This window comes from Pedobacter sp. Leaf194 (genome assembly GCF_001423945.1).
Classification (GTDB): Bacteria; Bacteroidota; Bacteroidia; order Sphingobacteriales; family Sphingobacteriaceae; genus Pedobacter.
Genome location: NZ_LMPU01000001.1, coordinates 483,572 through 508,534 on the forward strand (window position 1 = coordinate 483,572; position 24,963 = coordinate 508,534).

The window sequence follows — 24,963 nt, forward strand, 5'->3', positions numbered from 1 at the left end:
TATAGCCCAAAAAAAATAATGATACTCGTAACAGGTGGAACGGGATTTTTAGGATCTGAATTAATAAAACAATTAACTGATAACGGTTTAGCAGTTCGGGCTTTAAGGAGAAAAAATTCCAAAATCCCCCCGATTATTCAGAACAATAAACTCCTTGATTGGTTTGAAGCCGATATTAATGAACCCGCCACACTGGAAGAGGCATTTATTGGCATTACAAAAGTTTTTCACTGCGCAGCATTTGTTTCACTTAATTCTAAAGACAAAAAGCAACTATTTCATGTAAATATCGATGGTACATCCAACATCGTAAACCTATGTATAGAGTACAATTGCCGCTTGTTACATGTAAGCTCGGTTGCTGCATTGGGTGAGGCAAAAAAGGGTAGGCAAATTACCGAGAAAGATTTCTGGGAATACGATTCGAAAGCACACGCCTACGGTTTGTCTAAATATGAGTCGGAAATGGAGGTTTGGCGTGGCATTACCGAGGGTTTAGATGCCGTAATTGTAAATCCGTCAATAATCATTGGAAAAAACGCAGGTTTTGAGGGGAGTGGTGCCATTTTTAAATTAATAAAAGGTGGTTTTCCTTTTTATACCGCTGGTGCTTCTGGCTTTGTCGACGTGGAAGACGTTGCAAAAGTGATGATACTTTTGATGGAAGCTTCTACCAGCGCAGAACGATATATCATTTCTTCAGACAATATTCATTATAAAGATTTATTCTCTGCAATTGCCAAAGGTTTTAAGGTTGAACCACCAAAAAAAGAAGCGAAGGCCTGGATGCTTGGAATTGCATGGCGGGCACTAAAATTCTTTTCGCTTTTTACAGGCGCACAGCCCTCAGTTACAAAAGATACTGCAACAAGCAGTTTAGCATTAAGTTATTACAGTAACGAAAAAGTGATTGAAGCAACAGGAATGCAGTTTAAGCCGATTGAACAAAGTATACAGGAGATTACAGCTTCGCTGATCTAATGCATGAGTAAAAGCGTTAAAACAATTAGCAATTTTTTATAAAAAACGAAGGTTATAAAAAAAAGTATTCTTGCTATAAAGTAGGTTTTAATAAAGATAACCAGTCTACTTTCATCTGGGAAAACTCGTTTAAAAGCAATAAATAGATATGGTATCCAATAGAGCATATGTATTAATTCAAATCTCGAGCCAGTGAAAAATTGGGTAATTGGCCTTACTTCTTCACGATACAATAACCAGGTAAATGGCTGAAAAACATCGATTCCATATCTGTACCTAAAAATCGATATTATTGAAAAGACAATTAGTTGAAACGATACGAAATGAGCGGTAAAGGCCAGCGCATTTGAGAAATACCTGAACCTTTTCTTGAAAAAAAGATAGATTGCTGTTCCAGAAAAAGGAATTAGCAATACGATAAATGATTTACTATAGATGTAGCTATTGAGCCAAAATCTGTTTGTAAATTCATTAACACTTATACCAAAATGTTCTAATTTAGCATCTGTTAAGATACCTATCTGTTTCACAATCCAGTCATCCAAAGGGCTTAGCCACTTAAAAATGAAATAACCGCTAATTCCCCCAAATTTCTCGTCGCCAATATTCGGTGTGTAATCCGTTACGCCAACTATATGCGTAATAAAGAAAAACAAAACGTTGGCTAGCAAAAATATTTGCATGGGCTTGGCATATTTAACCCTGATGCCTTGCATATTTTGCTGAGCCAGGAAACCTGGTTTCGTAAAAATGTACTTTATCGAACGGACAAACTTGCCATCAAAATGCGTAAAAATATCTACAGTTTGTTCTATAAATTTCTTGATAGTATAGTCTTTTTCATGAAATGCTTTTTCACCGCAGTTGTGGCAAAATTTACCTTCGAACTTAGTTTTACAGGAAGGGCAGGTATTCACCTCATGATTATTATCTTTGTGCATATTAGAAACAAATATATAATTTCAGCTCGACAGTTTATAGCTCCGATTAACAGTTTGCAATGCAGAAAAAAGCCTATTACATTATAGATTTCGACAGTACCTTTACGCAGGTTGAAGCCCTGGACGAACTTGCCAGAATATCGCTAAAAAAACACCCTGAAAAGGAATCAATCTTCCAAAAAATTGAAGATTATACAAACCAGGCAATGGAAGGTAAACTTTCATTTTCAGAAAGTTTGGCCCAACGCGTTAAGTTATTAGAGGCAAATGAAGATCATTTAAAGCAACTGATTAAACACCTCAAAAAAAAGGTTTCTACTTCTTTCTCCCGTAACGCCGAGTTTTTTAAAAAACATGCCGATGAGGTGTTAATTGTTTCTGGCGGTTTTAAAGAGTTTATAACGCCTGTTGTAAGTCAGTACCATATAAAAAAGGAGAATATTTATGCCAATACTTTTGTAACCACAGGTGATGGTAAAATTATAGATTACGACCATGCCAATCCACTAAGTGAAGAAGGTGGCAAAGTTAAACTTCTTCAGCATTTGAAACTGGAAGGGGAACTTTTCGGCATTGGCGACGGTTACTCTGATTTTCAGCTTCGCGAAAGCGGGATGATTAATAAGTTTTTTGCCTTTACAGAAAACATTGCCCGCCAAACTATCATTGAAAAAGCTGACCACATTACGCCAAGCTTCGATGAATTTTTATATGTTAACAACCTGCCAAGGGCGATATCTTATCCAAAAAACAGAATACTTTGTTTAATTATTGGTGATGTAGATGCCCATAGCATTGCGCTACTCAAAAACGATGGTTTATCTATTAGACACAAAACTTCGTTCGAGGAAAAATACGTTAAAGATGTTGGTGTAATCCTTTTGGCCGACGGAGAAAAAATAGAAAGTGAACAACTTAAAAATGCAGTTAAACTTAAAACAATAGGTTATTTAGGTAATGCTAAAGGCAAAATCGATACGGCGCTTTGTACTAAAATGGGTATTGTTATTTTCGACGATGTAAAATCAAACCCGCGTAACTCCGATTTTATTCCGAAGAGAATGATTGATTTTATGAACACAGGTGCAACTTACCTAAGTGCAAATTACCCTAACCTGCAGTTGCCAAAAATTGATAAATCGCACCGCTTAATTCATATTCACAAAAATGTACCGGGCATAATGGCGCAAATTAATACTGTTTTTGCAAAGCATAACATTAATATTGTAGGGCAGTTTTTAATGACAAACCCCGAGATTGGCTATGCAATAACGGACATCAACACAGAGTACGATAAGCAGTTATTCAAGGCACTCAAGAAAATCGAACATACCATAAAGTTTAGAGTTCTTTATTAGATAAGTGATTTTTATACTTTACAGCTTTGACAACTTATTAAAATTTGTCAAAGCTAAATGTACATTATAGTCAAAGCTACACTACACAATAACTCATTCCAGAACATTCCTAACTTAAAAACTGATGTCTTTTTAGTAGCAAATGTTTAGGACTACCAATATTTTGTGAACGATAAATACCTGTATGGCCTGAAAATACATAGGCCGTAACACAAGCAAGCGCTATATACACGCCACACTCTGCTCCAAATAATTCTATACCCATAAAAATACAGGCAAGTGGTGTATTGGCTGCGCCTGAGAAAACTGCTACAAAACCCATACCTGCCAACAATCCAACAGGTAATGGAACAAAAATGCTAAGAAAGCTACCTAAAGTAGCTCCAATAAAAAATAGTGGTGTTACCTCGCCACCTTTAAAACCAGCACTTAAAGTTAGAGCAGTTAAAAATAGCTTTATAGCAAATGTATAATAAGGTTCTTGTTGTGTAAATGATTCAGAAATAACGGGAATTCCTAAGCCAATATACCGTGTTGTGCCAAGTAAATAAATCAATCCAATCAAAATAAAACCACCAACAAAAGGCCGCAAAGGTGGATATTTAATTTTCGCAAAAAGTTGAGATAAACCATGATTTAACGTAGAAAAACTTCTTGCGGCCAACCCGAAAATTATACCAGTGCCTAGCGATAATAGCAGATTAATCATGTCCATTTGTGGCACGATTGGAATAGCATAATGAGTATGTCCAACACCCCAAGCTTTACAAACATAATCGGCAATTATCGCTGTAACAAATGATGGTAAAATGGCTGTGTACAGTAGGCTTCCAATAACAAAAACTTCTATTCCGAAAACTGCGCCCGCCAACGGTGTTCCAAAAACTGAAGCAAAGCCTGCACTAATACCACAAATTAAAATGATTTTTCGGTCGCGGGGCTTAAGCTTAAATACTTTTGTAAACTGATCGGCAAATGCGCCCCCAATTTGAACAGCTGTTCCTTCACGCCCGGCAGAGCCACCGAATAAATGGGTAATTATTGTTCCTGCAAAAATAAGAGGAGCCATAATTATTGGAATAATATTCTTCGGGCTTTGAAGTTCTTCAATCAAAAGATTATTTCCTTTTACAACTTTTTTTCCCCAATAGTGATAGGCCAAGCCAATGAGTAAACCAGCCGAGGGTAAAAAAATAGTTATCCATTGATTTTGTTCACGATAATCGGTTACTAAATTTAAAGCGACTAAAAACAGTGCAGATGCGGACCCTACAATTCCTCCAAGTAACGCAGAGAAAGATAACCATTTTAAGCTATTTGCTAACAATAGCCCAAATTCTAATTTTTGGAAACGATGTAAGTACGAAAGATTACCTTCCGTTAAGTTTTTAACAGGCATTATAAATCAATTTTAAGTAAAATCGTAGGAGTCATCAGCCTGTTGGCGGTTTTGGCGGTACCCCATCGCCATGGTTCAAATGTATAAAATTTCCTATTTAGCGCAAAATATGTTTATCAATTTTGGAATATTAACTTTGTGCCATGGAATTTACACCAGACATAAAAGATAAACTCAACCAGCTTCAGGAAAAATATACGGCGATGGGGCAGGATATGGCCTCATACCTTGATGGTTTGTTGTATGCAGATTTCCTGACCTATTGGGATTACATCCATTTGGATACTTTGTTGAGTTTACAAAGTCCGAAAACGCCGTTTCCTGATGAAGAGATTTTCATCATGTATCACCAGATAACGGAGTTGTACTTTAAACTAACCTTGCACGAATGCAGGCAGATCGCCACTCATGAGAATTTAACAGTCGATTTTTTTACCGCCCGGGTGAAAAGAATTAATGCTTATTTCAATGCTCTAACAACTTCCTTCGAAGTTATGGTTGAGGGTATGGAACGGGAACAGTTCCTGAAATTCCGAATGTCGCTGCTGCCAGCAAGTGGGTTTCAGTCCGGGCAATACAGAATGATTGAAATTTGTGCCACTGATTTTATTCGTTTAGTTGATAAAAGCAAAAGAGTAGAGTTAAGTACCGCAACACTGGAAGAGCAGTTTGAAAATATTTACTGGAAATTTGGTGCAACAGAACTTTCTTCAGGCAAAGAAACCTTAACGTTAAAACAGTTTATTCGAAAGTATTCGGCACAATTTCTACAGCTCGCAAAAGAAAGAACACTCACAAATTTTTCTGCCTTATACCAGCAGCTCCAGGTAAATGGTAGCGATGTTTCGGCTTTGGCAGAAGAACTGCGCAAGCTCGATATATATGTAAATGTAGAATGGCCGCTGGCGCATTACAAATCTGCCGTACGCTACCTTGAAAAAGACCCTGTTGATGTAGCCGCAACCGGCGGAACAAACTGGCAAAAATATTTGCCTCCACGTTTTCAAAAAAGAATATTTTATCCGTTTTTATGGACAGATGAACAGATGGAAGAATGGGGCAAAGGCTGGGTGCTTAGTGTGCTTAAAACACTAAAGAACAAAGATTAATATGTTGAAAAACTATTAATATACCTCGTTTTTTCTTAATTTGCGCAATTAAAATTACGATTGAACTACTCATTGATTGAATGTGAAAATTTGCAGGCTGCAACTAATCCGGTCATGAAAGCTCCAATCATTTCAAAATTTAACAATATGACTGATACATTAGATATAAAAATTGAGAAAGTTGATAACACCCGTTTATCAGTTACCGATTTTTCACAATTGCCTTTTGGTAAAGTTTTTACCGACCATATGTTCACTGCCGACTTTGAGAACGGTGAGTGGAAAAACTTACAAATTTTACCTTACGGGCCTATCCCTATGAGTCCGGCAATTTCAGCACTTCACTATGGCCAGGCCATTTTTGAAGGTTTGAAAGCTTACCGCCAGCCTGATGGAAAAATAAGCGTTTTCCGTGCTGACAAAAATTTTGAACGTTTTAACAAGTCTGCCGCGAGAATGTCTATGCCCACAATACCTGAGGAGATTTTTATGCAAGGGCTGGCTGCGCTAATCAGCATCGACGAAAAATGGGTGCCATCTCAAGATGATTATGCACTTTATGTGCGCCCGGTTATGTTTGCTACTGATCCTTACCTGGGTGTAAAAGCGTCTGACACATACAAGTTTGCCTTACTTACCACACCAACGGGTCCTTATTACAGCAATGCTTTAAAAGTTAAGATTGAAACAGAGTTTACAAGGGCCGATGAAGGCGGCGTAGGTTTTGCCAAAACTGCTGGTAATTATGCCCGCTCGCTTTATCCTTTCGAACAGGCTAAAAAAGAAGGCTTCGACCAATTAATCTGGACAGATTCTGTTAATCATGAGTTTATTGAAGAAGCAGGAACCGCCAACCTGATTTTTGTTATAAATGGCAAATTAGTTACCCCATCAGTTAGAAGTACTGTTTTGGATGGCGTTACCCGCGATACAATTATTAAACTGGCTACCGCCGATGGTATTGAAGTGGAGGAGCGCAGAGTTTCGGTAAAAGAAGTAATTGAGGGAATAGAAAACGGAAGTTTAACCGAAGCTTTTGCTGCAGGTACAGCGGCAACCGTTACCCACATTGGTGAAATAGGCTACTTAGGCAAAAATTACAAACTAACCGATCCTTCAACCCGAAAAATATCTAACGGTATTGCCAAAAAATTGAACAATATCCGCTATGGTTTAGCTACTGATGAATTTGGTTGGAACTGGATTTTGTAATTAGTTCTAATGATACAAGAATGCCCCAGATTTTAAACAAATCTGGGGCATTTTTATTTTTAGTTATCTGAGTAATAGGTTTACTTGTCAAGGATGACAACACCTTTTGCTTCGAAAGCCAGCTCTTTCTTGGGATCCGTAATTTTAGCAACCTCTGCTGGCGATTTTTTTGCGTCTTCAGCATAATGGCGAAGCGTTTCAACAGAAATTGTCTGCTTTTTTGCAATACCATCTAAAACAACTTTTTTGCCTACGATATCCATTGGCATAAAAAAGGCATAGTCTTTAAAGGTAACACGCATCGGTTCACCGTTCGCTGTTTCCAAAGTCATCCAGCAGCCTTTCTTTTTACAAACATCCACAACTTTGCCTTCAATTTTCATATCCGCGGTTGTTTTGGTGCCCATTGCGGCTTCCATTTTAGCTACAGGCTTAATGTTTCCAGGGCTTACCGCTTCGCCAAATTTTTGGCCGCTAAGTTCGGTTTGTGCAAATGTGATTGCAGTAATTAAGCAAAATCCCAAACTCAAAAGAATTCTTTTCATAATGTCGTTTTTATTGTCGTTTCAAGTTATTTAGTTCCTGTTATTTATCTGATTCAAAGTTATTTAAAATTTCTCAAAATAGTTAAGACAAAAAAAATCCTCGTTAGCTCTCACTAACGAGGAAAATCATCCCTATTGTTATAGATCACATCCCATGATGTACAACATAATCTATTAGGCAAATGTTAATCCAAAGCTTGCTGACTGCACTATTGGTTTGTAAATTACTCATTATCTATAAGTTATAAAATAAATCTTGTCGTGCCAAATAATTCTCGTTTGGGGAATTGGGGAAATATATCTTCTAACCGCGGAAATTTGTTGATAGTATTCCCCGTTTGTTTACCGCTTTTATCCGAAAATAAGACCGAATACTTCTTCAATTTTACTTACCGCCTTAATTTCAATGTTATATTTTTCAATATTTATTCCTTTGAGGTTATATTTCGAAATGTATATCGTTTCGAAACCTAGTTTATCTGCTTCGGCTATTCTTTGTTCAATCCTGTTTACCGCCCTGATTTCGCCAGATAAGCCAACCTCCGCTGCAAAACAGTTTTTAGATGAGACAGCGATATCCTGATGTGAAGAAATAATCGCAATCAGCACTGCTAAGTCAATTGCCGGGTCCTCCACCCGCAGGCCGCCCGCAATATTTAAAAACACATCCTGGGTACTTAATCTAAAGCCGCATCTTTTTTCTAAAACTGCAAGCAGCATATTCATTCTTTTGGTATCAAACCCGGTGGCCGATCTTTGTGGCGTACCGTATGCTGCAGCACTAACCAGCGCCTGCGTTTCTATTAACATTGGTCTGGCCCCTTCCAGCATAGCTGCAATAGCGATGCCGCTCAGTTCTTCTTCGCGTTGAGTTAATAATATTTCAGATGGATTTGAGACCTCTCTCAAGCCGCTTCCCTGCATTTCATAAATTCCCAATTCGGCTGCTGCACCAAAACGGTTCTTTATTGAGCGCAAAATGCGGTAAACATGGTGCCTGTCGCCTTCAAACTGCAGAACGGTATCTACCATGTGTTCTAAAATTTTGGGACCAGCTATGGCACCATCCTTCGTAATGTGCCCAATCAAAAATACAGGTGTTCCTGTTTCTTTGGCAAAACGCAAAAGCTCTGCTGTGCATTCACGTACCTGAGAAACGCTGCCTGGTGTAGATTCGATATGTGCCGAATGCAGTGTTTGAATCGAATCTATAACAACAATTTCTGGTTCAAGTGTTTCTATCTGTTTGAAGATGTTCTGGGTGGAGGTTTCGGTTAAAATGTAGCAATCTGCAGAAGGCGCCTCCGTAATTCTTTCTGCCCTCATTTTAATCTGTTGTTCGCTTTCTTCTCCCGATACGTATAAGAGCTTTTTGCCCTTTAAATTCAGAGCGAGCTGCAACATTAATGTCGATTTACCGATGCCAGGTTCACCACCGATTAAAATCAAAGAACCTTCAACAAGTCCGCCGCCCAGCACGCGGTCGAGCTCTTTGTCTCCTGTTAGCATCCGTCGTTCTGGCGAACTTAGTATTTCGCTAACTTTACTCGGTTTACTAAGTTTTCTTGCCGGTGCTGAATCGTTTTTCCAGGTGGGTACTGCCGTAGAACTTTTTTCAACAATTTCTTCTACAAAGGTATTCCACTGATTGCAGGAAGGACATTTTCCGAGCCATTTAGCAGATTCGTATCCGCAACTCTGGCAGAAATATGCAGTTTTTGTTTTCGCCAATTGATTTTAAATTTATAGATACGAATTTAGAGCTTACTTGCCGTAAAAGCTAAACCATTTTTGCACAAAAAAACGCCTGATGCTATTGAAGCTTCAGGCGTTTTTTGTTTTTTGACCTTATTAAAGTTTTATTTCTTCATCCTTTGATGAGATAAAATGAAACTCTGTTAAGTGGTAAGCAGATTGCGCTTTAACTTTAATCCACTGGCCATATTTAAAAAACCAACGGCGTTGCAGGTTAAAAATCCCTTTAATTATATAAGCTTCAATGTAAGGGTGAACACAAAGTGTAATGCCTTTTTCATTTTGCTCCCGTAAAATATAATTCAGGTTGTTTTCAATATCGTCCATGAGCACAATACTGGCCTTAATTTCTCCTGTTCCATCACAGGCAGGGCATTTTTCTACCGTAACAATGTTCATTTCGGGGCGAACACGTTGTCTGGTTATTTGTACCAACCCGAATTTACTTGGTGGCAAAATTGTATGCTTAGCACGGTCCAGCAACATCAGTTCACGCAAATAGTCGAACAAAATTTTGCGGTTTGTTGGTTTGTGCATATCGATAAAATCGATTACCACAATACCGCCCATATCGCGTAAACGCAACTGACGGGCAATTTCTTTTGCCGCTTCTTTATTTACCTGTAAAGCATTCTCTTCCTGATTTTCTTTACTGGCCGTACGGTTACCGCTATTAACATCAACAACATGCAACGCTTCAGTGTGTTCTACCACTAAATAGGCACCGCCTGGTAGGTTTACTGTTTTGCCGAAAGCATTTTTAATTTGCTTTTCGATTCCAAAATGGTCAAATATTGGCTCCTTTTGTTTGTACAGTTTAACAATTTTCTCCATCTCAGGCGAAATATCATGTACATAAGAACGAATATCGTCGAACAACTCTGGTGTGCTCACATAAACGTTTGTAAAATCAGGGTTCAGGATATCACGAATTAACGTAGACGACCTGTCCATTTCGCCCCAAACCCTTTTCGAAGGTTCGGCTGTAGGAAGTTTTTTTATAAAGTTTTCCCATTTTGCAACTAAATCCAATAGATCTTTTTGCATTTCGGCAACACCTCTTCCTTCGGAAACGGTTCTGATAATTACCCCAAAATTTTGGGGTTTAATACTTTCAATAATCTTTTTTAAACGATTACGTTCGGTATTACTTTTTATTTTTTTTGATATGGATATGGTATTGGAGAATGGCACCAGTACCACATACCTGCCGGCAATAGATAGGTCGGAACTTAAACGTGGTCCTTTGGTAGAAATTGGCTCTTTAGCAATTTGTACGGGTAGGAGCATGTTTTTACTTAGCACATCAGAAATTTTGCCTGCCTTGTTTATATCGGCTTCGAGCTTTAAATTATCTAATAATGTGCCTGTAACCGAGCCATTACGCTTGATCTTCGTTAGCTTAATTAAAGATTGTACCTGAGGGCCTAAATCAAAATAATGCAAAAAGGCATCTTTTTCATAACCAACATCTACGAAAGCAGCATTCAGGCCGGGCATAATTTTTTTAATGCGGCCTAAATAAATATCGCCTACGGCGTAGTTATTATTGATTTGTTCTTTATGAAGCTCAACAAGTTGTTTGTCTTCAATCAAAGCTATGGTAACTCCGGCAGGAGTCGAATTGATAATTAATTCTTTTACCAACAGCTACAGATTTAAGGCTTTCGCCTATTAACAAATGGATAGTAAGTAGAAACAATGATGTAGCACGGATTATACGATAGAAAAATCACATAAACATCTTAAACCTCATAGCGTTGAACTATGAGGTTTAATGGGCTAAATCAAAATAAGAAACTATTTTTTCTTATGTCTGTTTTTTCTTAAACGTTTTTTACGTTTGTGCGTAGCCATTTTATGTCTTTTTCTTTTTTTACCGCTTGGCATAATTTTAAGTTTTAAATGTTTTTATTAATCCGTTAATTAATTTTTATTCTTTAGCTCAACAACTTTCTTATCAATAAATGACGATAGAGTTGGATTTGCTGCTAATTTTTTGCTGTTCAAATAAGCCTCAACGGCCTCTTTGTTTCGGTCTAAGTTCTCTAAAGCCGTAGCTAAGTAAAAATAGGCCTCAGGTGTTGGTGCCGCTGCAATAACTGTGTTGAAACGAGGAATTGCTTTGTCAAACTGACCTGATTTGATTGAGAATAGACCAAGATTCATGTTTGCCTTGATGTTTTTAGGGTCTTTTGCAACAACTTCGAGCAACATCGCAATACCTTGCATTGGAGCACCTAAACCGTTTACAATTGTTACGCCTAAGCCAGTCTTGGCATCTATATTCTCTTTATCTAAAGCTAAAGCTTTTGTAAAAGATGTATTGGCTTTCTGCAATAAAGCAGGTTGTGCCAAACTATCCTGAGTACTTTCAAAAGCCTTTAGAAATTTATTGCCTGATGCTAACCAATTCGTTGCTGATGGTTTCGCTTCTGCAACAATTTCCAGGTACAGTGCCGAAGGTGTAAGCTGTTCAACATCATCCCATTTCTGAGCAAGTTGCGCAGCAAGTTCTACTTTTTCGGCGCCTGTTGCACCTTTATAACTGTTTTCTAAGTTTGTAATATCCGTTGCTAAATTTTTGTTTATTACATTTTTAGCAGCTTCAGATGTTGTTTGGATGTTTAAACCGGAAGAAACCGCAGCCGATTCAGACATCTGGCCTGAGGATGGCATCTTGCCGTTCTCTTCAGTTGGTTTTACCAAACCTTTAATGTCTCTCGTAAACAAGAAAGCAACAAGCAATAAAATCGCTCCAACAATAATGGTCTGTTTTAATCTGATGCTACTGTTCACGTGACTAAGGTTAAGCTTCTACTTGAATTTTTTTAGAATTGTTTTTCACTTTATCAACAAATACTTTTGCTGGTTTAAAGCTTGGAACGAAATGTTCAGGGATGATTATTGCAGTGTTTTTAGAGATATTTCTAGCTGTTTTTTGAGCTCTCTTTTTAACAACAAAGCTTCCGAAGCCTCTAACGTAAACATTTTCACCGCCAATCATGCTGGTTTTGATAACCTTGAAGAATGCCTCAACTGTTTCCTGCACATCAACCTTCTCAATTCCGGTTTTTGTTGATATTTCTGAAATAATATCTGCCTTAGTCATATTTTATTATTTATTATATATTGTGTATTTTAAAATTATCAGTGTTTTGGGGTTGCAAAAGTATTGCTTTTTAATGAGATAGGGAAATAAAAGATGATTTTTTTATACGCTGTCCTATCACCTCAATGCAAGTTTTTTTAAAAACAAATAATTAGCCCGTTATTTGCAGCGATGACATTCCAAAACGAGCTTATAAACTGGTACCTGATTCACAAAAGAGATCTTCCCTGGCGCCACACAAATGATGCGTATACCATTTGGCTTTCTGAAATTATTTTACAGCAAACCAGAGTTGAACAAGGATTGCCATATTTTGTGAAGTTTCTGGAGCATTTTCCAACGGTGGCAGATTTTGCCGCTGCAACTGAAGCAAAGGTACTCAAATTGTGGCAGGGTTTGGGCTACTATTCCCGCGGGCGCAACATGCATGCAACGGCAAAAACCATAATGAACGATTTTAACGGTATTTTTCCAACACTTCACGATGATTTAATTAAACTTAAGGGCATTGGCGATTACACGGCCGCCGCTATTTCTTCTTTTTCTTCTGGCGAGGCCAGGGCAGTGGTAGATGGAAATGTATTTCGCGTTTTAGCAAGATATTACGGAATTGATAAGCCAATTAATGGTCCGGAAGGGAAAAAGCAGTTTTTTAAACTGGCTAATGAATTATTGTATGTGGCGGAACCTGCTTTATACAACCAGGCCATTATGGAGTTTGGCGCTATTCAATGTAAACCCAAATCTCCTGCCTGCGAGCTATGCCCGCTGAATATCGATTGTTTCGCATACAACAATAATTTAGTAAAACACTTACCGGTTAAGTTAGCCAAAGCGGAGAAAAAACATCGGTATTTCAGCTACCTGGTTTTGATTAATGCCGATAAAATCCTTGTTAAAGAACGGCAGGCAGGCGATATCTGGCAGCATCTAAATGATTTTCCCTGCGTGGAAACTGGAGAATTTTCTCAGCAATCAGATCAAATACTTTTATCAACAGTTAAGGAAAATTTCGGCAATGAGGCTCAACTCACATTATTAACGGCGACAAAGCATGTATTAACGCACCAAATTATACATGTGCGTTTTTTTGCTGTAAAAAATTATATATTTAACTTTAATAAACAAAAGGAACTTAATTGGGTTTCTTTTAATAAATTAGATGAGTTACCACAACCTAACGTAATAAGAAATTTCATTACCGAAAAATTTGGTATTGATAAAGGCGTAACTAACCTTTATTAAACTGGTAATCATTTTAAGGGTAAAAACTAACCAAAATAAATATTTTATGTCCGGGATTAACAAAGTTATTTTAGTCGGCCACTTGGGTAAAGACCCCGAAGTGCGGCATTTAGATGGAGGCGTTACTGTCGCCAGCTTTCCTTTAGCAACATCAGAAACTTATAACAAAGATGGCAAAAGAGTGGAGCAAACGGAGTGGCATAATATAGTGTTGTGGCGTGGATTAGCTGAAGTGGCATCAAAATACCTGCAAAAGGGCAAACTGGTTTACATAGAAGGCAAATTGAGAACCCGTTCTTTTGAAGATAAAGAAAAAGTAAAAAAATATGTTACTGAAATTGTGGCTGAAAACTTTACGATGCTGGGTAGAAAAAGTGATTTTGAACCCGGACAGCCCGTTAATCATGTTCAAAATAATGAATCCAAAATTGAAGATGAATTTACGATACAACCAAATGATGAAAATGGGGATTTACCCTTTTAAAATTAGTTGATTGTAAACAACAAAGCCACGGTTTTTAAATCGTGGCTTTGTTGTTTAATCTATTCTACAGTAACCGATTTAGCTAAATTTCGGGGCTGATCTACATTACAGCCTCGCATTACAGCAATATGGTACGATAAAAGTTGCAATGGAATTGTTGCCAGAAGTGGTAAAAAAGCTTCATCCGAATCCGGAATTTCAATACAATAATCTGCCATTTTCTGCACCTCTGTATCGCCTTGAGTCACGATAGCTATAACTTTACCTTTTCTGGCTTTTACCTCCTGAATGTTGCTAATCACTTTTTCATATGATGAATTTTGAGTTGCGATAAACACAACCGGCATTTCTTCATCGATTAATGCGATTGGGCCATGTTTCATTTCTGCCGCAGGGTAGCCCTCTGCATGAATGTACGATATCTCTTTAAGCTTTAAAGCACCTTCCAACGCTACAGGGAATCCGCTTCCACGGCCTAAAAATAAACAGTTCCTCGAATCTTTTATTTTTGACGCAACTTCCTTTATAAGTTCATTAGACTCTAAAGCCAGTTGGATTTTTTCGGGGATATTATCTAACTCGGTTAACAGGCCAATTAGTTTCGATTGTGTAATTGTTCCCTTTTGTTGGGCCATGTAAAAAGCCATCAACGTTAAAACCGTAACCTGTGCGGTAAAGGCTTTGGTAGATGCAACGCCTATTTCAGGACCTGCATGGGTGTATACGCCTGCGTGGCTCAATCGTGGAATAGATGCGCCAGCTACGTTACAAATTCCAAAAATAGTTGCTCCACGTTCTTTTGCCATCTCTATCGCAGCCATGGTATCGGCGGTTTCGCCAGATTGAGATATGGCTATTACAACATCTTTTTCTGTTATAATCGGGTTTCTGTAACGAAATTCCGAAGCATATTCAACTTCCACGGGAATTCTTGCGTATTCCTCTATTAAATATTCACCAACTAAGCCGGCATGCCATGATGTACCACAAGCAACAATGATAATTCTATCAATGTTTTTAAGTTTCTCTACAAATTCCTTAATTCCGCCAAGCTGTACTTTTCCCTCTTCAGGGTAAATTCGGCCACGCATACAATCCCTTATTGATCGGGGCTGCTCGTAGATTTCTTTAAGCATGAAGTGATCGAAGCCTCCTTTTTCAAGCATTTCCAGCTTTAATTCCAATTCCTGAATTAAAGGCGTTTGAACGATATTATCTAATCTCTTAACTAGAAGATCATCTTTGGTAATAAGGGCGATTTCGTTATCATTTAAGTAGATTACATTTTTGGTGTATTCGATGATTGGCGTCGCATCAGAAGCGATAAAATACTCGCCTTTGCCTACGCCGATAACCATCGGACTTCCCTTTCTTGCTGCAATTAAACGGTCTGGATTTTCCTTATCCATGATAACGATAGCATAAGCACCGTTAACCTCTTGCAGCGCTAAACGAACAGCTTCAAATAAATCAATCTGTTCTATCTTTTGAATTTCTTCGATCAGATGTATGAGTACTTCGGTGTCTGTATCACTTTTAAACTCATGTCCGCGAGATAATAATTCTTCTTTTATGGTGGCGTAATTTTCTATGATGCCGTTATGGATAATAGAAAGCTTATCATTATTTGAGGTGTGTGGGTGAGAGTTTCTATCAGATGGAACACCATGTGTTGCCCATCTTGTGTGGCCCATGGCTATATTGCCGGTTTTATCTTTATCTGCAGAAAACGCCTCTAAGGCCGCAACTTTTCCAACTTTTTTGTAGATGTGTCGGCCGCCATCGTTCATTAGTGCAATGCCCGCACTATCATAACCGCGATACTCTAATCTTTTAAGACCTTTTAATACAATTGGCCAGGCGTCTCTATATCCTATATAACCTACAATTCCACACATGTTTTTATAAATGTTTTTTGGCAAATATAACAAACAAACGTTTGCTTTAATATGCACGGTTGATTTTAACGTTTTTACAATACGCTTTATAAAATAAAAACCCCGCCTGAATTAACAAACGGGGTTTTTTATGACAAGAAATTTTGTTAATTTATTTTAGTGTAATAAATATTCAGTTTTAAACGATTTGTTGTGTTACCAAATGAACCTATAACTGCTCTTGCTGCAGATGATGCCGAAGGTGTCACTTCAAATTCGTTTAAGGATGTTGGTGCGATAAAGGTGCCATAATCTAGCTTTTTGCTATCAATTAAATCCTGAACGTAAGAGGTAACATTAAAAACGTAACGGTTTTTTAAAGCATCGTAATAGCCTCCAAAAACTGCGTCGCTAAGTGCTCTGCGGTCGCCGGCATAATTTGTTGCGGGCTGATCGTGATCCGGAACGTTAACCGGCTGCTGGGCAATATCCCAACGATAAAGTGATAACCTTTGCGGCGCATTAAACGGGTATGCGTAGCTCCCCGCACTTAAATCTACCACCAGCTCTGCTTTATTAATCAGTGCTTTACCGTAAACGCTTGTAAAGTTCTTTAAATTAGGGAAAGAAATTTTCGTTTTTAAACCCGCCACTGCCTGTAAATAAGTAACAGTATATTGAGTTGCCGGATTATCTAATTGCGTTTTTACAGGTGTGCCGGTATAGTCATGCTTTATGTTTGCAGTAACTATCTGGCCAATGGTAGAATTCGTAATCGGGAACTTTTTAGATAAAGTATCTATTCCGTTTGAAGCATTGGTTTTTCTGTAAACCAGTTGTAAATAAGAGTTTGTAGTTGAAAAGTCTAGAAAAGCAATGCCACCGGTACCGGTAGACGAAGTTTTATTAACTTCAGCATATAAGCCTTTAAAAATATCTGCAAACTTTAAATTGCTGCTGGTAGAGGTCGTTGCCAGGCTAAGTATAGAACTCTGAATAAATGCTTTATTCAGCGGGATACGCAGCTGTGCCGGAAGAGTTCGCAAGGTATCTTTTGCGCCTGTTACAATCTCTGTAACTTTTATCGGCGTGTTAGGATAAATTTTGCTGTTAAAATTACCTAACAGGGCAGTGTTATGCGCCTGCACATCAGAAGATTTGTATTTGGTAATTGTGTTTGCCAACTGATAAACATCTATACTGTACCTGGAACTTGTGGTGTCACCATAAAACTGGGTGCCCAAATCCAGAACAAGCACTGCAGAATCTAAAATGGAAGAAGTTCCGAAGTCGATACTAAGCTCCGATGGATAAACAGTCATGGCTACACTTGCTTCGGTTTTACCAAATACAGGATCCGTCATATAGCCCAACGGGTAACGTAGAAGGTTAGCTGTATTAACGTCTGGTTCCTGAACAGTTTGCGAGCTAACCGGTTGGTCGCTCACTAAAGTTCCCTGAATTGCAGAATTCGGATCAACATCTAAGCCTACACTGGTAGGGTTTTTACAGGAAGCAAAAAGAAAAAGACCTATCAACAGGGTTAATAAGTCTTGTTTTATAAATTTCATATTTAAAAATAATAATACCTAATTAAGCAACAGAAACCAGTTCTTCATTTGAAATTTCTTCGTAAAAGGTGTAGAAGTTTTCAAAATTTTCGGTTAAGTTATAAGCTAATGTTGGCTTATTTGAATCTTTAACATATTTTAACACAGCGGCATCAAGGTTTTCATCGGCTAAAACAACTGCGTCTGAATGGCTTACAGCCCCAATATGCAAGCTATTTACATCTGCCCCTTCATATGCTTTTGTGTCATTTTCGGTCATGTTCGCCATTACAGCTTTTTTCGAAAAGTTTGCATTTAACTTCTCTGTAAAACCACCTTCATAGATTGAATAAACTACCCTTGAATTTTTAAATGTTGGGTCGTTTTTGTAGGTTGTTTTAATGTAAGCAGGCACTAATGAACTCATCCAGCCATGGCAGTGTACAATATCCGGTGCCCAACCCAATTTTTTTACAGTTTCCAATGCGCCTTTGCAGAAGAAGATTGTGCGCTCATCATTGTCGTCAAAGAATTTTCCGCTTGCATCAGCAAATACTTGCTTGCGTTGGAAGTATTCTTCATTATCCAAGAAATAAACCTGCATACGTGCAGCCGGGATGGAAGCTACTTTAATAATTAGTGGATTATCGTTGTCATCAATAATGATGTTCATTCCGGATAAGCGTATTACTTCGTGTAAACGATTTCTTCTCTCGTTAATGTTACCAAATTTAGGCATGAGGATACGGATTTCGAATCCTTTCTCTTGCATAGCCTGTGGTAACTGGCGAGTAATTTCAGAAATTTTAGTAAGCTCGAGGAAAGGCGACATCTCGTGTGTAACAATCAGCAGCTTCGTTTTTGCCATCTCCATATTCTAAGAAAATATTAAGTTAAATAAAAGATAATGAGCTGCAAAGATAAGAATAATAATACTATTTATCAATATAGCAAGCATTTGTTTGGTTTCATTTAGATTAATTTACACCTTTACGGCTTTAACTCATATTTTCTATCTTGGAAGTATTTAAAACAAAAGAAGCGCTTAGGGCTTATTTAAAGCCATTAAGGGCGTTGGGTAAAAAAGTTGCTTTAGTACCTACCATGGGCGCATTGCACAACGGTCATATTTCGCTAATTAAATTGGCGCAAGGCCGTGCAGATGTAATTATCTGTAGCATTTTCGTAAATCCTACGCAGTTTACTGATCCAAAAGACCTCGAAAAATACCCGAGGCCGATTGAACATGATTTAGCTATGTTAGATGCTGCTGGCTGCAATGGTGTGTTCATGCCCGATGTAAACGAAATGTATCCATCAGGCGCTGATGAAGACTGGCATATTGATTTGGGAAAGGCTGAGTTTTTGCTTGAGGGCCAATTTCGGAAAGGTCATTATCAGGGCGTAACCCAAATAGTAAAGAAACTTTTCGATGCTGTGGAGCCGGATGTCGCAATGTTTGGACAAAAAGATTTTCAGCAGGTTTTGATGATTAAGAATATGCTCTCCCATTTTAATCTTCCGATAACAATTGTTACCTGCCCCATTATTCGGGAAGATGATGGCCTGGCTATGAGTAGCCGAAACATTCATTTGTCGAAAACTGACAGAAAAAACGCATTGGTTTTAAGCAAGTCGCTACAGTTTGTACTTGACAATTTTGATAATTACACGGTTGAAGAACTTGAAACAAAAGCTAAATCATTTTATAAAAATTTAGATGGTGTAGAGCTGGATTATTTTACAATCGCCAATGGCAATACTCTAGAAAACGCAAAGTATAAAGAGGCGCCTAACCTGGTTGCGCTGGTTGCGGCGAAAGTTGGCTCAACCCGACTAATTGATAATATGATTATTAAATAGCATAAAATTGTTGCTTTAAGTATCGGGTATTCGATATCAAGCGTTGGTAGTTAACTATAAATTTTAAAAGCTAATAAGATGCTATGCCTTGATAATCAATTCATTTGATGATATTCGGTCCTTCGGTGTTTATGTTTTATTCATTTAGCAACTAATCTTCCTGTGTTAAGTCCTTTTACCATCAACCTTTTTATCATCAATCTTTTTATTGCTAACTTTGCAAAATGATTATCACAATTTTAAAATCGAAGATACACCGTGTTAAGGTAACACAGGCCGAATTAAACTACGTTGGCAGTATTACGATTGATGAGGATTTAATGGATGCGGCCAACATTATAGCTAATGAGAAGGTGCAGATTGTAAATAACAATAACGGTGCACGTTTCGAAACTTACGTAATTAAGGGCGAGCGGGGCACGGGAACAATTTGCTTAAATGGCGCAACAGCCCGTTTGGCGCAATTAGGTGATGTACTCATTATCATGTCTTATGGGTCTTTGCCTATAGACGAAGCAAAGAAATATAATCCGATACTGGTATTTCCTGATGACAATAACCATTTGCTAAAATAATTTTGTGACATTCGATTTTAGATCCGTCCTCAAGTACATTTTCTTGTTTCTGATAGGAATAGGGATTCTATACTTGGCATTTAAGGGGCAGGATTTAGACAGAATTTGGCGGGAAATAAAAAACGCTGATGTGCTGTGGATATTACTCTCAGCAGCATCCATATGGCTGGCACATGTTTTAAGGGCAATGCGTTGGCGGATGCTTTATCAATCTATTAATTATAATGTTGGTTTTTGGCACACCTACCATGCAGTAATTATAGGTTATCTAGCCAACTTAGCCTTGCCACGCTTTGGTGAAATTGGCCGGTGTTCCGTTATTTTTAAAACCGATAAAGTACCAGTGTTCTCTTCGATAGGCACTGTAATAACCGAAAGATTATTCGATGTTTTTGTGCTGCTAATTTTGGCGTTGCTTTTATTAGTCTTCCAATATCATTTAGTTTCCGATTTTCTCTACAATACCATTTATTTAAATCTCGCGAACAAAATTCAGGCGCTAAATCTTTATTGGCTTGTCGGTTTAATTGTTTTTGTTTTAGTACTTGGAGCAAGATTGATTATTTTCTTGAGGAAGCGGCTAAGCAAGAAATTTTTAAGAATCTTAGTTGGCCTAAAGCAAGGCTTCCAATCTTACAAAAGTCTAAAAAGGAAACCGCTGTTTATGCTTTATACTTCAGGCATCTGGTTTTTCTACTGGCTTTCCATGTATCTTGCCTTTTCTGCAATACAGATAACGTCGGGTTTGGGTTTAAATGCCGCTTTTACAGCGCTCATTTTTTCGAGTTTTGCAATGGTTGCACCCGTACAGGGCGGTATAGGTGTTTTCCATTGGATGGTTGCCCAGGCACTGGTTCTATATTTAATTCCTTTCAAAGATGCACTGGCTTACGCAACGATTATTCATTCTTCACAAATTTTATTAACGCTGATGCTTGGCGCTTTAAGCTTATTGTTTGTGTTAGCAAACAAATCTGCTGTAAAGTAACTGCAAATACCCCTCGAAAAATAAATACTATGCCGCCATAGTATTTTCAATCTATAAATACTACATTTGAAGCACTAACCTTTTATACATAATTGTTATGCATTTTGAATTAAGTGAAGAACAAGTAATGATTCAGCAGGCAGCCCGTGATTTTGCTAATCAAGAACTAAAACCTGGCGTTATTGAGCGAGATGAGCATCAAAAATTTCCGGCAGAACAAGTAAAAAAACTCGGCGAACTCGGATTTTTAGGTATGATGGTTTCCGAAAAATATAACGGAAGCGGCTTAGATGCAATTTCTTATGTTCTTGTTATGGAAGAGCTTTCTAAAATTGACGCCTCTGCATCAGTAGTTGTTTCTGTAAATAATTCTTTGGTTTGTTACGGCCTTGAAGCCTATGCAAATGAAGCTCAAAAAGAAAAATACTTAAAACCTCTGGCTTCCGGAGAAAAAATCGGTGCCTTTTGTTTGTCGGAGCCAGAAGCGGGTTCTGATGCGACTTCGCAAAGAACAACAGCCGAAGATAAGGGCGATTATTACTTGCTGAACGGAACCAAAAACTGGATTACAAATGGCAGTACAGCTTCAACATATTTGGTTATTGCGCAAACACATCCAGAATTAAGGCATAAAGGCATTAACGTTTTCATTGTTGAAAAAGGAATGGAAGGTTTTACCATTGGTCCGAAGGAAAATAAATTAGGCATTCGCGGTTCGGATACGCATTCTCTGATGTTTAATGATGTTAAGGTGCCCAAAGAAAACAGGATTGGCGAAGACGGTTTCGGATTTAAATTTGCAATGAAAACCCTCGAAGGTGGAAGAATTGGCATTGCAGCGCAAGCCCTGGGTATTGCTCAAGGCGCCTTCGAATTGGCTACTCAATATGCTAAAGAGCGTAAATCATTCGGCAAACCCATATCAGAACATCAGGCAATTGCATTTAAACTGGCAGATATGGCCACGCAAATAGAGGCAGCGAGGCTTTTAGTTTACAAGGCAGCTTGGTTAAAAGACCAGGGTTTACCATATACTCAGGCAGGCTCTATGGCCAAACTATTTGCATCGAAAGTTGCTATGGATGTTACCATTGAGGCGGTGCAGGTGCACGGCGGATATGGTTTCGTTAAAGAGTACCATGTGGAGCGACTAATGCGTGATGCAAAAATTACTCAAATCTACGAAGGAACTTCAGAAATACAGAAAATGGTAATCTCGAGAGAAGTTATCAGATAGTTATATTTATGGCAGAAGTTGGCGTAATAACCGCAAACTTCCGCCATTTTGCCCTCGGTTTAGTTATTCCTTTTCTCCGGCTATTGCTCCAAAAACTGCTTTAATCAAAGCCACAACAATTGCTAAAAATGCTGCTGCTAAAAAACCTGTGGTGTTAAAGCTGGTCATCATGTTATCAACCAATAAAATCATTAATACGGTGATGATGAATGACATTAACCCCAACGTAAGAAAGTTTACCGGGAAGGTTAATAACCGTAAGATAAATCCAATGGTAGCATTAGCTAGCGCAACCAGAATTGCCGCAATAATCGCACTTCCGTAACCGTCAATACTTACGCCCGGAACCAGCTTGGCGCCGATAAAAAAGGCCAATCCCATTAAAAGGATTTCGATAATTAGTCTCATAATGTTTAATTTAGTAAAATGTTTAAGTCAGTTAAATATTTGTTGCTGTTTGTAATTTTGTTTCAATTTACTGCGTGCTCGCAAAGGAATGATAAGCCAATCATTACTTTTTCTGCAGATAGTTCATCAATTGTAATCAAAAATATCGACCAGGCGAGTTTGTTTGAAATTAAAAAAACGTACCAGGTTAATCCCGATTCAATTAAATTAATTTCGGTTTTAGTAACACCGGGAGCGCAGGATAGTTTGCAGGATGAAAAAGATATTTCTGGAAAAGCCGTTTTGGCAGGAGATTCGGTAATTTTTACGCCAGCGAACAGTTTTGTTAAAGGAAAAACTTACCTGGTTGAAAGCTACATCGGCGTGAAGTTTGCTGATAAAAGCAAGTTATTTAAAGGCACTATAAAACATAACCTCGAACCTCAAACACAGATGCTTTTAAGATAGTCTACGATGTAAATTCCTGTATCAGAGTTTGATTATTTCTAAAAATTTTGTACATTTGCATCGTAATCGAAGAAAAGTGAAGGGGACAATGTCCCCTTTTTCTATGAAATCGGATTAAAATATGCAGGTAGAAAAGAGAGTTATAGCGCTCGTAGAAGAGAAAATTGCCGATAGACCAGAGCTTTTTCTGGTAGAAGTAAAAATGTTGCCAAACAACAAATTAATTATTCATGTTGATGGTGATGAAGGCATAAGCATACAGGATTGTGTGGCAATAAGCAGGCATGTCGGTTTTCATTTAGAAGAAGAAAATACGATAGAACAGGCTTATAATTTAGAGGTTTCTTCGCCTGGAGTTGGTGAGCCTTTAAAGCTCATCCGCCAGTATAACAAAAATATTGGGCGTTCTGTTAGTGTAAAACTAATGGGTGGGCAAAAGAAGGAAGGTAAGCTTCTGGAAGTTGCAGAAAGCAGTATTCTGATTGAAGAATCAGTTAAAGAAAAAGGAAAAAAAGCGGTAGCGGTTGAAACAACTGTTCCGTTTAATGATATATTAGAAACAAGTGTGTTAATTTCATTTAAGTAAAAATGAGTACTACAACAATTAATTTAATCGACTCTTTTCAGGAGTTTAAAGATTTCAAAAATATAGATCGCCCAACGGTGATTAGTGTGTTGGAAGAAGTTTTTCGTAGTATGTTGCGTAAAAAATACGGAACAGACGAAAATTGTGATGTGATTGTAAACCCGGATAACGGAGATTTAGAGATTTGGAGAACGAGAAAGGTGATGGAAGATGGGTTTTCTGAAGATGATGATTTAGAAATTGAACTTGCTGAAGTGACTCAAATTGACCCAAGTTTAGAGGTTGGTGATGATTACATTGAGCAGATTACCTTAGAAAGTTTTGGTCGCAGGGCGATTTTAGCGGCTCGCCAGACTTTGGTTTCTAAAGTGTTGGAATTAGAAAAAGACGAAATCTTTAAAAAATACAAAGACCGCGTTGGTGAGATTATCACAGGCGAGGTTTATCAGGTTTGGAAAAAAGAAACTTTAGTTTTAGACGATGAAGGCAATGAGCTTTTAATGCCCAAAACTGAACAAATTCCTGCAGATTATTTCAAAAAAGGTGATTCTGTAAGGGCAGTGATTTCTAAAGTTGAAATGATTAATGCAAATCCAAAAATTATAATTTCCAGAACGGCACCAGAGTTTTTACAACGTTTATTTGAACAGGAAGTTCCCGAAATTTTTGATGGTTTGATTACGATTAAAAAAATCGTTCGTGAACCTGGAGAACGTGCTAAAGTTGCTGTAGAATCTTACGATGATCGCATTGACCCGGTTGGTGCATGTGTGGGTATGAAAGGATCCCGTATTCATGGTATCGTTCGCGAACTGAAAAATGAAAACATTGATGTGATTAATTTCACAAATAACATTTCACTATATATTACCCGTGCTTTAAGTCCGGCCAAAATTACATCTATCAAATTAGATGATGATACTAAACATGCATCTGTTTATTTAAAACCTGATCAGGTATCGTTAGCAATTGGCCGTGGCGGACACAACATTAAACTGGCCGGCAAATTGACCGGTTACGAAATTGATGTTTACCGTGAAGCCGGTGAAGAAAGTGATGAAGACGTTGATTTGGAAGAATTCTCAGATGAGATTGATAGCTGGATTATCGACGAATTAAAGGCTATCGGTTGCGATACTGCTAAGAGTGTTTTAGCACTTACAGTAGAAGATTTGGTAAAACGCACCGACCTTGAAGAAGAAACCATTAAAGAAGTGGTTCAAATTTTGAAGTCAGAATTTGAATAAGTGGTGTAATTGCCAAATAAACACTACTTTTGTATTAAAATAAA

At 37.9% G+C, this 24,963-nt stretch carries 24 protein-coding genes and 1 riboswitch; of the genes, 13 read left to right on the forward strand and 11 right to left on the reverse strand.

Translation table 11 applies throughout. The features are described from left to right. The first annotated feature begins 18 nt into the window (after nt 1–18). Nucleotides 19–981, forward strand: a complete 963-nt coding sequence (locus tag ASG14_RS02240) for an NAD-dependent epimerase/dehydratase family protein (protein ID WP_056869430.1) — start codon at nt 19–21, stop codon at nt 979–981. On the opposite strand, the gene ASG14_RS02245 is transcribed toward ASG14_RS02240, so the two are convergent. Then, nucleotides 978–1,922 (reverse strand): DUF3667 domain-containing protein, encoded by a 945-nt coding sequence (locus ASG14_RS02245; RefSeq protein WP_056869431.1) that lies wholly within the window; start codon nt 1,920–1,922, stop codon nt 978–980. The genes ASG14_RS02240 and ASG14_RS02245 overlap by 4 nt on opposite strands. Nucleotides 1,923–1,981: 59 nt before the next feature. Between ASG14_RS02245 and ASG14_RS02250 the strand changes: the two genes are divergently transcribed. Beyond that, nucleotides 1,982–3,280, forward strand: coding sequence for an HAD-IB family phosphatase (locus ASG14_RS02250; protein WP_056869432.1), 1,299 nt, complete (start codon nt 1,982–1,984; stop codon nt 3,278–3,280). 109 nt (nt 3,281–3,389) lie between these two features. Here ASG14_RS02250 and ASG14_RS02255 read toward each other — a convergent pair whose 3' ends face one another. Further along, nucleotides 3,390–4,679, reverse strand: coding sequence for a voltage-gated chloride channel family protein (locus tag ASG14_RS02255; protein WP_056869433.1), 1,290 nt, complete (start codon nt 4,677–4,679; stop codon nt 3,390–3,392). Nucleotides 4,680–4,697: 18 nt separating this feature from the next. Next, nucleotides 4,698–4,758, reverse strand: a riboswitch (Fluoride riboswitch). Between the two features lie 64 nt (nt 4,759–4,822). Here ASG14_RS02255 and ASG14_RS02260 point away from each other — a divergent pair. Together ASG14_RS02260 and ASG14_RS02265 are read left to right on the forward strand one after the other, a co-directional pair. Continuing rightward, nucleotides 4,823–5,788 carry a tryptophan 2,3-dioxygenase family protein gene (locus tag ASG14_RS02260; RefSeq protein ID WP_056869434.1) on the forward strand — a complete coding sequence of 322 codons (966 nt, stop codon included), beginning with the start codon at nt 4,823–4,825 and terminating at the stop codon, nt 5,786–5,788. Between the two features lie 147 nt (nt 5,789–5,935). Then, on the forward strand, nt 5,936–7,000 hold the full coding sequence (locus tag ASG14_RS02265) for a branched-chain amino acid aminotransferase (protein WP_056870205.1): 1,065 nt from the start codon (nt 5,936–5,938) through the stop codon (nt 6,998–7,000). A gap of 80 nt (nt 7,001–7,080) precedes the next feature. On the opposite strand, the gene ASG14_RS02270 is transcribed toward ASG14_RS02265, so the two are convergent. The 5 genes from ASG14_RS02270 to ASG14_RS02290 form a co-directional block, all read right to left on the reverse strand. After that, complete coding sequence (locus tag ASG14_RS02270) at nt 7,081–7,545, reverse strand: DUF4920 domain-containing protein (RefSeq protein WP_056869435.1); 465 nt, start codon at nt 7,543–7,545, stop codon at nt 7,081–7,083. Nucleotides 7,546–7,896: 351 nt separating this feature from the next. Continuing rightward, nucleotides 7,897–9,276, reverse strand: coding sequence for a DNA repair protein RadA (gene radA / locus ASG14_RS02275; RefSeq protein ID WP_056869436.1), 1,380 nt, complete (start codon nt 9,274–9,276; stop codon nt 7,897–7,899). 120 nt (nt 9,277–9,396) lie between these two features. Beyond that, entirely contained in the window at nt 9,397–10,947 is a 1,551-nt protein-coding gene (locus tag ASG14_RS02280) for an Rne/Rng family ribonuclease (protein ID WP_056869437.1), read from the reverse strand. Nucleotides 10,948–11,226: 279 nt separating this feature from the next. After that, nucleotides 11,227–12,099, reverse strand: coding sequence for a M48 family metallopeptidase (locus tag ASG14_RS02285; RefSeq protein ID WP_056869438.1), 873 nt, complete (start codon nt 12,097–12,099; stop codon nt 11,227–11,229). 10 nt (nt 12,100–12,109) lie between these two features. Then, entirely contained in the window at nt 12,110–12,412 is a 303-nt protein-coding gene (locus ASG14_RS02290; protein WP_056093708.1) for an HU family DNA-binding protein, read from the reverse strand. A 171-nt stretch (nt 12,413–12,583) separates the two neighbouring features. Here ASG14_RS02290 and mutY point away from each other — a divergent pair, with 171 nt between their 5' ends. Together mutY and ASG14_RS02300 are read left to right on the forward strand one after the other, a co-directional pair. Further along, nucleotides 12,584–13,657: an A/G-specific adenine glycosylase gene (gene mutY, locus ASG14_RS02295; protein ID WP_056869439.1), complete on the forward strand. Its 1,074-nt coding sequence runs from the start codon at nt 12,584–12,586 to the stop codon at nt 13,655–13,657. A 46-nt stretch (nt 13,658–13,703) separates the two neighbouring features. Next, on the forward strand, nt 13,704–14,141 hold the full coding sequence (locus tag ASG14_RS02300) for a single-stranded DNA-binding protein (RefSeq protein WP_056869440.1): 438 nt from the start codon (nt 13,704–13,706) through the stop codon (nt 14,139–14,141). Nucleotides 14,142–14,200: 59 nt separating this feature from the next. On the opposite strand, the gene glmS is transcribed toward ASG14_RS02300, so the two are convergent. The 3 genes from glmS to ASG14_RS02315 all read right to left on the reverse strand — a co-directional run bounded on the left by glmS (nt 14,201) and on the right by ASG14_RS02315 (nt 18,436). After that, nucleotides 14,201–16,039 carry a glutamine--fructose-6-phosphate transaminase (isomerizing) gene (gene glmS, locus ASG14_RS02305; RefSeq protein ID WP_056869441.1) on the reverse strand — a complete coding sequence of 613 codons (1,839 nt, stop codon included), beginning with the start codon at nt 16,037–16,039 and terminating at the stop codon, nt 14,201–14,203. Between the two features lie 146 nt (nt 16,040–16,185). Continuing rightward, nucleotides 16,186–17,589, reverse strand: coding sequence for a DUF4270 domain-containing protein (locus ASG14_RS02310; RefSeq protein WP_056869442.1), 1,404 nt, complete (start codon nt 17,587–17,589; stop codon nt 16,186–16,188). 22 nt (nt 17,590–17,611) lie between these two features. Further along, on the reverse strand, nt 17,612–18,436 hold the full coding sequence (locus tag ASG14_RS02315; protein ID WP_056870206.1) for a glycogen/starch synthase: 825 nt from the start codon (nt 18,434–18,436) through the stop codon (nt 17,612–17,614). Between the two features lie 149 nt (nt 18,437–18,585). On the opposite strand from ASG14_RS02315, the gene panC reads away from it, so the two are divergent. The 4 genes from panC (at nt 18,586) to ASG14_RS02335 (ending at nt 22,231) form a co-directional block, all read left to right on the forward strand. Continuing rightward, the gene (gene panC, locus ASG14_RS02320) at nt 18,586–19,431 is read left to right on the forward strand and encodes a pantoate--beta-alanine ligase (RefSeq protein ID WP_056869443.1); all 846 of its coding nucleotides are present in this window, start codon (nt 18,586–18,588) and stop codon (nt 19,429–19,431) included. A 224-nt stretch (nt 19,432–19,655) separates the two neighbouring features. Further along, nucleotides 19,656–20,006: an aspartate 1-decarboxylase gene (panD, locus tag ASG14_RS02325; RefSeq protein WP_056869444.1), complete on the forward strand. Its 351-nt coding sequence runs from the start codon at nt 19,656–19,658 to the stop codon at nt 20,004–20,006. 4 nt (nt 20,007–20,010) lie between these two features. Continuing rightward, nucleotides 20,011–20,994: a lysylphosphatidylglycerol synthase transmembrane domain-containing protein gene (locus ASG14_RS02330; RefSeq protein WP_082491303.1), complete on the forward strand. Its 984-nt coding sequence runs from the start codon at nt 20,011–20,013 to the stop codon at nt 20,992–20,994. 97 nt (nt 20,995–21,091) lie between these two features. Beyond that, nucleotides 21,092–22,231, forward strand: coding sequence for an acyl-CoA dehydrogenase (locus ASG14_RS02335; protein ID WP_056869446.1), 1,140 nt, complete (start codon nt 21,092–21,094; stop codon nt 22,229–22,231). 63 nt (nt 22,232–22,294) lie between these two features. Here the strand turns inward: ASG14_RS02335 and ASG14_RS02340 are convergent, their stop codons facing one another. Continuing rightward, on the reverse strand, nt 22,295–22,639 hold the full coding sequence (locus tag ASG14_RS02340) for a phage holin family protein (protein ID WP_056869447.1): 345 nt from the start codon (nt 22,637–22,639) through the stop codon (nt 22,295–22,297). An 18-nt stretch (nt 22,640–22,657) separates the two neighbouring features. Between ASG14_RS02340 and ASG14_RS02345 the strand changes: the two genes are divergently transcribed. From ASG14_RS02345 to nusA, 3 genes are all read left to right on the forward strand, one after another. Then, nucleotides 22,658–23,086, forward strand: coding sequence for a hypothetical protein (locus ASG14_RS02345; RefSeq protein WP_056869448.1), 429 nt, complete (start codon nt 22,658–22,660; stop codon nt 23,084–23,086). A gap of 121 nt (nt 23,087–23,207) precedes the next feature. Continuing rightward, on the forward strand, nt 23,208–23,672 hold the full coding sequence (gene rimP / locus ASG14_RS02350) for a ribosome assembly cofactor RimP (protein ID WP_056869449.1): 465 nt from the start codon (nt 23,208–23,210) through the stop codon (nt 23,670–23,672). Nucleotides 23,673–23,674: 2 nt separating this feature from the next. Continuing rightward, nucleotides 23,675–24,919: a transcription termination factor NusA gene (gene nusA, locus ASG14_RS02355; protein ID WP_056869450.1), complete on the forward strand. Its 1,245-nt coding sequence runs from the start codon at nt 23,675–23,677 to the stop codon at nt 24,917–24,919. The last annotated feature ends 44 nt before the right edge of the window (nt 24,920–24,963 follow it).